At 58.4% G+C, this 7,741-nt stretch carries 8 protein-coding genes; 2 read left to right on the top strand and 6 right to left on the bottom strand.

Annotated features, from left to right (window positions below):
- Window positions 1–232 precede the first annotated feature (232 nt).
- Together AC0IM9_RS17580 and AC0IM9_RS17575 are read left to right on the top strand one after the other, a co-directional pair.
- The gene (locus AC0IM9_RS17580) at window positions 233–439 is read left to right on the top strand and encodes a hypothetical protein (protein WP_140912280.1); all 207 of its coding nucleotides are present in this window, start codon (window positions 233–235) and stop codon (window positions 437–439) included.
- Between the two features lie 169 nt (window positions 440–608).
- The gene (locus tag AC0IM9_RS17575; protein ID WP_140912281.1) at window positions 609–866 is read left to right on the top strand and encodes a hypothetical protein; all 258 of its coding nucleotides are present in this window, start codon (window positions 609–611) and stop codon (window positions 864–866) included.
- A 93-nt stretch (window positions 867–959) separates the two neighbouring features.
- Here AC0IM9_RS17575 and AC0IM9_RS17570 read toward each other — a convergent pair whose 3' ends face one another.
- From AC0IM9_RS17570 to AC0IM9_RS17545, 6 genes are all read right to left on the bottom strand, one after another.
- Window positions 960–1,493, bottom strand: a complete 534-nt coding sequence (locus AC0IM9_RS17570; protein WP_482804859.1) for an SRPBCC family protein — start codon at window positions 1,491–1,493, stop codon at window positions 960–962.
- Entirely contained in the window at window positions 1,475–2,278 is an 804-nt protein-coding gene (locus tag AC0IM9_RS17565; RefSeq protein ID WP_482804858.1) for a metal-dependent hydrolase, read from the bottom strand. The genes AC0IM9_RS17570 and AC0IM9_RS17565 overlap by 19 nt, the downstream gene beginning before the upstream one ends.
- Window positions 2,272–3,642, bottom strand: coding sequence for a cell envelope integrity protein CreD (creD, locus tag AC0IM9_RS17560; protein ID WP_482804857.1), 1,371 nt, complete (start codon window positions 3,640–3,642; stop codon window positions 2,272–2,274). The genes AC0IM9_RS17565 and creD overlap by 7 nt, the downstream gene beginning before the upstream one ends.
- A 229-nt stretch (window positions 3,643–3,871) precedes the next feature.
- The gene (locus AC0IM9_RS17555; protein ID WP_278212439.1) at window positions 3,872–4,240 is read right to left on the bottom strand and encodes a hypothetical protein; all 369 of its coding nucleotides are present in this window, start codon (window positions 4,238–4,240) and stop codon (window positions 3,872–3,874) included.
- A gap of 100 nt (window positions 4,241–4,340) precedes the next feature.
- Window positions 4,341–6,461 carry a peptidase domain-containing ABC transporter gene (locus AC0IM9_RS17550; protein WP_482804856.1) on the bottom strand — a complete coding sequence of 707 codons (2,121 nt, stop codon included), beginning with the start codon at window positions 6,459–6,461 and terminating at the stop codon, window positions 4,341–4,343.
- Between the two features lie 2 nt (window positions 6,462–6,463).
- The gene (locus tag AC0IM9_RS17545) at window positions 6,464–7,711 is read right to left on the bottom strand and encodes an HlyD family secretion protein (RefSeq protein WP_482804855.1); all 1,248 of its coding nucleotides are present in this window, start codon (window positions 7,709–7,711) and stop codon (window positions 6,464–6,466) included.
- Window positions 7,712–7,741 lie beyond the last annotated feature (30 nt).

Here is a 7,741-nt window from a genome sequence, read left to right as displayed (position 1 = left end):
TGTTTTGCCAAATCAATTCCTATACGTTTAACATTCATCTCGGACTCCTCCTTCCGCTTGTCGGATAGCTTTAGTCTATCCCTCTGGCACCCGATGCCGCTAGGAGGGAGGAGTCCATCCCATTGCCTTACGGCCTTGCCATTCTGACCTACGCGGGCTGGCGCGGGATGCACCGGTCGACGATATTCGGGCCCGACCTGCAATCCAACTTACTTTTTATGAGGTACAGACCATGGCTGAGTTTTACGTCGAAATCAATGCTCAAGCAAACGGAGATCATCTGGTTCACAACGCGGCCTGCACCCTGCTGCCGGCCAAGGACAGCATTCGCTACTTGGGATCTATCGCCAGTTGCGCCAGCGCGGTCAAAAAAGCCGCCGAATCGTTCCGCCAAGTTAACGGTTGCCCGCAGTGTGCCACGTCCTGCCACGTCGCTTGACCGTTCGCATTAACTGAAGCCGACGCCGGATTTCCCGGCAGCTCCGGCGGCCGGGAATCCTGGCGCACTCCGCGAGCCGGCGGCGGGCGCGCCCGATTGGCGGCGGCGCGTGTATTTCGCAGTCAACAGGGCTATACTCAGCTCTCCTAACAACGTAAGGAGATTGAGCATGAAAAAATTGGTTTCAATTCGGGCACTGACCGCCAGGATCAATCGGAAGTTGGCTAAGGAATCGAAGAAATTACAAAAATACCAGCCAAGGTTAATCAGCGACAATCCGCTGGTCGAATACGCGGTTGTCGATCTGAAAACAAACGCGATCTTGAACTTTCACATGGCCGGCGAAATTCAGGAATTCGCCCGAGAATTGGGTTGTTTGAGTTTTCTGGAAGACGTATCGCTTGAGGCCGAAGGCTTGGCGACCTAACGCCGGCCAGGCTTAACCGGACGGAAGCCAGACTTCCAACCCGAAGTGCCCAGGCAAAGCTTGGGCACTACCGCAAAATCCAATCCGCTAGCATCAAGCTGCTGCCTCAACGATCCCCTTGATCGCCGCCAGACCCTGTTCGAATTGGCCGCCCACCATCTTGTCGCAGTTCATCACCAGATTCATCGCCTTACCGACGAAATTGTTGCGCCCGGACATGGTCCAGGTCACGACGGTTTCGGTACCGGCGCTGTCAAAGCTGAATTCGGCAATATTGCTGGCTTTGAAGGGCTTTACAAAGTCCAGACTAAAGCGGATGAAGCTGTCCGGCCGGCTGTCGACGATGGTCATACTGCCCTGCCCGACCTTATTGTTGCCCGACCAACGCATCGCTGCGCCGACGCCGGCGTCGGGGCCTTCGAAGCTGTTTTGCGCATTCGGATCCAGCTTGGCCCAAGGCGACCAGGCATCCCATTTACGCAACTCGTTGACCTGGGCAAACACAAGCGATGCCGGTGCCGCCATCGCCAACGAACGGCTGACGCTGAAGCTATCCGGTTGGCGCGTGGCGATAAAGGCAAAAGCCGCCAACGCCACGGCGACCAGGATTAAGACGATTTCCAGCATAAAATTCTCCTCAGATTCTGTTTCGGGAATTCCTGACCAAGCCGCCGGCAACGCATCATCCATTCGCTTGCCGCCCGCTCGAGCCAGCGCCGAGCCAGTTGGGCGACAGGCGGTTTGCGGTTTTTTCCGCCGCGTACGCCAATCGCCTTATACCACGTCGTCCGCTCATCGTTGCCGGCGAGAAGCAAAGTCCGCCATCCTCTGGGCTCCAACGGCCGATAATTCGGCCGATAGTCAACCGGCTTGCGTAAAGCGTTACTAAGAACCTTCGCTGGCGGCTCCGGATTGGCCGCCAACCCACGCCGCCGCCGGATCATCCAGGCGGTTGCCGTAATCGCGATTTCCACCGCAAACGACCGATGAAACAGAAAGTTCAGCCACCACGGCTGATAAACCCGATCCACCAAGCTCAAAGAATACGGCTTCAATACGAACGGCGCCAGCCAGTAAATATTGCTGGCGATGTAATCCAGCACCATGTGCAGGAAGCCGTTGCCGGCAAATACCAAAGCCAGCATCGGCAGGCGCCGGTCCGCGCTACGCCGGTAATAAACCGCAGCCGCCACCACCAGCAACAGCCAAGTCAGCGGAAAATGGCTGAAATAACTGTGGTGCGGGTGCTTGCCGCCGTCCACCAGATAAAAGTAAATCATGTCGAAATCCGGCGCCACCGCACCCAACATACCGTAGCGCAGATAGGTTTTACAATCGACTTGCTGCGCGCGAGCCAACGGGTAAGTCAGTAGCGAAACGATGTAGCCGGCCGGTAAATGGGCGATCAGCATGATTCCCTCCCGCTTGCACCGGCGCCGGTTTCGGCCAACCCGTACCAATCCAGCTTGCGCGTCGCCAGCATCGCGATGCTCAACACCGCAAACAACAGCAACGAACCCAGCATCAACGCGTTATCTTCCGATTCCAGCAAGCCGTACAGGCTGGCGAACAAGGCCGCCAACAACACGCCGGCCGCGGTGCCGCGCGCCGCGCTGAGCAACACCGCGCTCAGATAGACCGCAATCAGCAAAACGCAAGCTCCGCTGGCCAGGCAATACGCCGCAGCGAACGGCAAATGCTCCGACAGGCTGAGCAACAACAAAAAGAACATCGCCAACGCCAAACCGACCAAGGCGTATTGGGCCGGATGGATCGCCAGTTTTTTCAGGAGTTCGAACAGAAAAATCGCGGCGAAGGTCAGACAGACGAATAAAAAGCCGTACTTGGCGGCGCGATCGGACAAGGAATAGACATTGATCGGTTCGATCAGGCGCACACCGAAACTGTCGTAACTGGCGATATGGCGCACCCCGCTCAGATTGCGGCCCACATTCGAAGCCAAGGCATCCACGCTCCAGGCCGCGCGGAAACCGTCGGTGCCGGTCTGCTGACTGCTCGGGTCCGGCAAAAATCGGCCGAAAAAGCTCGGGTGCTGCCAGGTCGAGGCCAGCTCGACTTGGGTATGCTTGCCGGCCGGGACGAATTCCAGTGCTTCGATGCCGCGCAGCTTCAAATCGAAGCCGAACGGAATCGAGATCGGACCGAATTCGACCGGCATCGGCTCCAGATTGGCGTGCATGCCGCTGGCATCCTCCAGCGGCAAATTCGAACCTTGTTCGAAGGCATAGGTTTTGCCGGCCCACTCCACACCCGGCGCAGCCAACACGCCGCGCATGTCCGACAAGGCAATGCCGATATAAGGCGTGCCGAATTGGATGCGGCCGCCGTGCAACGGCGCCGGATTGCCGTAGCCGCCGGGCAGTTTGATCTCGCCTTTGCCGGACAGATTCACCACGTAAGAACGGACCTCGAACAGGCCGCGACGCTTGGTCTCGGTGGCCAGCTCGCCGGTCAGACTCAATTGCTCGGGTAAAAAGTGTAAATAGCGCAGCTCGCTACGTTGCTGCACCTCGCGCACCGCGGTACGGTCGCGGATGGTTTCGGAGACTTCGCTCCAAATTTCGTGATAAGGCACCACCAATACCGGACCGAACAGCTTTTGCGGGCCGGCCGAGCTGGCGGCGATATCGTTTACCGCCTGCAACTGCCGGTTCTCGCGTTCGTTCGCCAGGTCCTTGACCATGCCGATCGGGATCAATAACAGCAGCGTCAGTACCGCCATTGCCGCCGCTTTTTGCCAAAGTTTGTTTCGCATCGTCATTCTCCACAGGTTTGAATACGCGACCTAGCATGGGCCCAAGCGGTGAAACCTTGATGTGGGGATCGTGAAGCGGAGGTGAAGTCTGCTGACTTTCGGGATTTAGCCGGTTAAATTCGTCCCTGGCCGGACCAGCCAAATCCTTATGGCCGGCCCGGCATCGGCTTTTGGCTGCGTCCGCTCGATGGCGCAGCCGAAAACCGCTCCCTTACTCAAACTCGCGCCGCTAATCGGCGGAACAGACCCAGCCTTGAATGCAGGCTTCCATGCAGGCCGGGGTAGAGGTGAACAAACAGAATTTTTCGATCGGGTTCAGATCCGGCACCGCATTCAAATCGGCGACGATGGTGTTTAATGCATCCAGCCGCCCCAGGCTGCGGGTCCGTTCCCGGCTGTAATATTCGGTATTGGGCAGATTGTTGATACAAGCCTTTAATTCCGCAGGCGTCGACGCGCTAAGCACGCAACTGCGTTCGTACCGGGTAATGGTCGGCAGCCGGCCGAATAGTTTGGCGATGTCGGCCGGCGCCGAAACCGCGGCGGTACTGGCGCATACGCCGCATGCAAGCAATAGATAAGTTATCCAAGTCTTCATTTCATGTGTCCTCGGTTGCGGTCCGGGGCGGAAGCGACACCCGAACCGGTTCTGATCAGGAACTTGCCCCCTTCGGGCAAGGCTTCCGCTCCGGAACCGTTCAGGCCGCCTGCGATACCGCCTCGCAGCGGCCGCGCTGGGCCAGGGCCTGCAAATCGATCACCCGGTCCACCGAGGCGATGGTCTCCGGGCGGTGGGCGATGATGATGCGGGTCAGCTTCAATTGCTGAATCGCGCCGTTCACCAAGCGCTCCCGCGCCACGTCCAGATGGCTGGTGGCCTCGTCCAAAACCAGAATCTTCGGCCGTTTGTACAAGGCCCGCGCCAGCAACACCCGTTGCTTTTGGCCGCCGGACAACACGGTGCCCATATCGCCGATCAGCGTGTTGTAGGCCATCGGCATCGCCACGATGTCCTGGTGTACCGCCGCCAGTTGGGCGCAAGTTTCGATCCAGGCCTGGTCCGGTTCCGGATCGAAGAAACAGATGTTGTCGGCGATCGAACCGGCGAAGAGTTGGTCTTCCTGCATCACCGCCGCGACCATGTCCCGATAATCGCGATTGTCGATTTGCGGCAAGCGCACGCCGCCGACCAATATTTCGCCGGAGCTCGGCTGCAACAGGCCGAGAATCAACTTGGCCAGCGTGGTCTTGCCGTATCCGGACGGCCCGACGATGGCCACCGATTCGCCGGCCTGGATGTCCAGACTCAGATTGCTGATCACCGCCGGTTCCGACGGCGCATAGCTGAACTCCAGATCGCGGATTTGCAGCGAGGCCGGCAAGTCGCGCTGGCCGCAGCCCAAGCCGGCGCGCTCGGTGTCGGCCAGGGCGATATCGGCCACCCGCTCGGTGTGCAGGCCCAGCATTTTGAATTCGATACTTTTCTCGATGAAACTGCCGACCCGGTGGGTGAACTGGTCCTTGAACGACATGAAGGCAAACAGCATCCCCACCGAAAAACCACCGTCCAGAATGAACAGCGCGCCAAGCCAGACCACGGCGATGTTTTCCAGGCCGAACAACAGGCTGTTCAGCGCCTTGTAGACGATGCCCAGCTTTTGCACGCGAATGCCGGCGTTGAAATGGTCCACCATCAGATTCTGGTAACCGACCTTGCGTTGCAACTCGCGGTTGAACAACTTCACGCTCTGCATGCCGCGCACGGTTTCCAGCAGATTGGTCTGCTGTTTGGCGCCGCGCAGGATTTGTTCCTCGGTCGCCAGCCGCAACGGCGTGAACAGGCCCAACCTCAATAAACCGTATAACGCGGCCGCCAGGCAGACGATGGCGGCCAGTTTCCAGCTATAGATCAGCATCATCGCCAGCGTGGCCAGCGCCATTGCGCCGTCGACGATGGCTTCCAGGAAGCTGGCGGTTAGCGTGCGTTGGATCACGTGCAACGATTCGAAGCGGGAGACGATGTCGCCGAGATGGCGTTTTTCGAAAAAACTCATCGGCAACTGCAATAAATGGCCGAACAGATTGCTCAGCAATTGCAGATTGGCCGAGGTACTCAAGACCAGGACCACCCATGAGCGCAACGCGGTAATCGCAGTCTGGATCAGAAACAGCAACAAAAAGCCCAAGCCCAGCACCGTCAGCAGGTTGTCGTCGCGGGCCACGACCGCGTTATCGACCACCAATTGCATAAAAAAAGGCGCGACGATGGCAAACACTTCAATGGCCGCAGCCAATAAAACGATTTGCCAGATCGCGCCGGCGGCCCCATCCAACTGGCCAATTAGGCGGGAGAGCTTGATTTGTTGACGTTCGGTTTTCGGCGTAAAGCTTTGGGTCGGCATCAGTTCCAAAGCGATGCCGGTGAAATGTTTGGAGATTTCGCTAAACGGCAGATTCAGCACGCCTTTGGCCGGATCGTGTATTGTCGCCAGGCCGCGCTTGACCTGGGCCAGCACCACGAAGTGGTTGAAATCCCAATGCAGGATCGCCGGCAGGCTCAGCTTGCTCAGCTCCGGCAAATCGACTTTGACCGGGCGCGAGGCCAGATGCAACTGGTCGGCGATGCGGATCAAATGGTTCAAGGTCGAGCCTTTCAAGGACACCGAAAACTTGCAACGCAAACTGGCGACGTCGAGCCGGTGGCCGTGGTAGGAAGCCACCATCGCCAGACAGGCCAGCCCGCATTCGGCGGCTTCGGTTTGCAGAATCGACGGCGTTTTCTTGCGGCCGGAAAAATCCAGCATGGCTTGTATGCTCATGGTTACACCCGTCCGGCAATGCTATAAAGCGGTTCGAAAATCCAGTCGATCAAACGGCGGTGGTCCAGCCAGATGTCGGCATCCAGCAACATGCCGGACTGCAACGGGATCTCCTGGCGATAGGCCTGCACCGACTGTTTATCCAGCACGACCGTGACCCGGTAAACCGCTTCCTGCAAGGTCACCGGCAAATCGGCGTCCTTCGGCGTGATCAGCGTTTTGGCGATCTCGACGATGCGCCCCCGGTGACTGCCGAAACGCTGGTACGGAAAGGCCTGATAACGGATCGCCACGGTTTGGCCGGTCTCGACGAAACCGACCGCGCTCGATGGCACCAGCAGTTGCGCCTGCAATTGGGCCCCGGCCGGCAAGATCGACAGCAAGGGATTGGCGGTGCCGGCATTTTGGCCCTGTTCGGCCAGAATCGCGGTCGCGGTGCCGTCGTGCGGCGCGGTGATGACGATGTTGCGCCGGGATTCGGATTCGGTGATGTTCTGGGTCAGGGTCGAGATGTTGCGCTCGATTGCCGCCCGCTGGTTTCTGAACTTCATCTGGCTGCTGTCCACTTCCAACTGGGTAGCGCGGATGTCGCGCTGCAACGTCATTTGGATGCGTTGCAAGGCCTGCAACTTGGCTTGATGGTCCAGCCATTCGTCCTGTTTTTGCTGGGCCTGTACCGCCGAGACGAATTTAGTTTGGAGCAACTGCTGGTAGCGCTGCAACGTCGCTTCGGCGCCGGCCAGGCGTTGTTGTTGTGTGGCGATCTCGCTGTTGACTTGCTGCAGTTCGCGTTGCATGCCTTGCCAGCGGTCCAGCAAGGCGCGGTATTGAATTTGGTCGATTTGTTCCTGCTTGCTCAACTCGGTTTCCAGGCTTTCCCGGCGCTGCTTGAGCTGTTCGATTGCGGCGGCCTGGGCCTGCGGCGTGTCGCGGGAACTGCTGTCGGTCGACAATACAAACAAGGTATCGCCGGCTTTTACGGTTTGGCCTTCCTTGACGTGTTTTTCGATCAGGGTGCCGGCTTGCGGCGGGTAAACCTTGATCAAACCCATGCTCGGCGCCAAATAACCGCTGACATGGGATTTGCGGGTGTATTCGCCCCAGAAGGCGAAGGCGATCAGCAGCACTGCGCTGCTAACCGCCAATGCGGTAAGTAAGGAAAACGGCAAAGCTTCCACCCGTATCACCTCTCCCAAAGGCTTGTCTCTTTTGTAATCCAAGGCTTGTTGTCGAAATAATGCCGGTTTCATGCTGCCGTTCTCCTCTCACCTGTGCTGTGT

This window comes from Methylomonas sp. Uni0011 (genome assembly GCF_056850255.1).
This window is presented reverse-complemented; position numbering and strand designations above follow the sequence as displayed.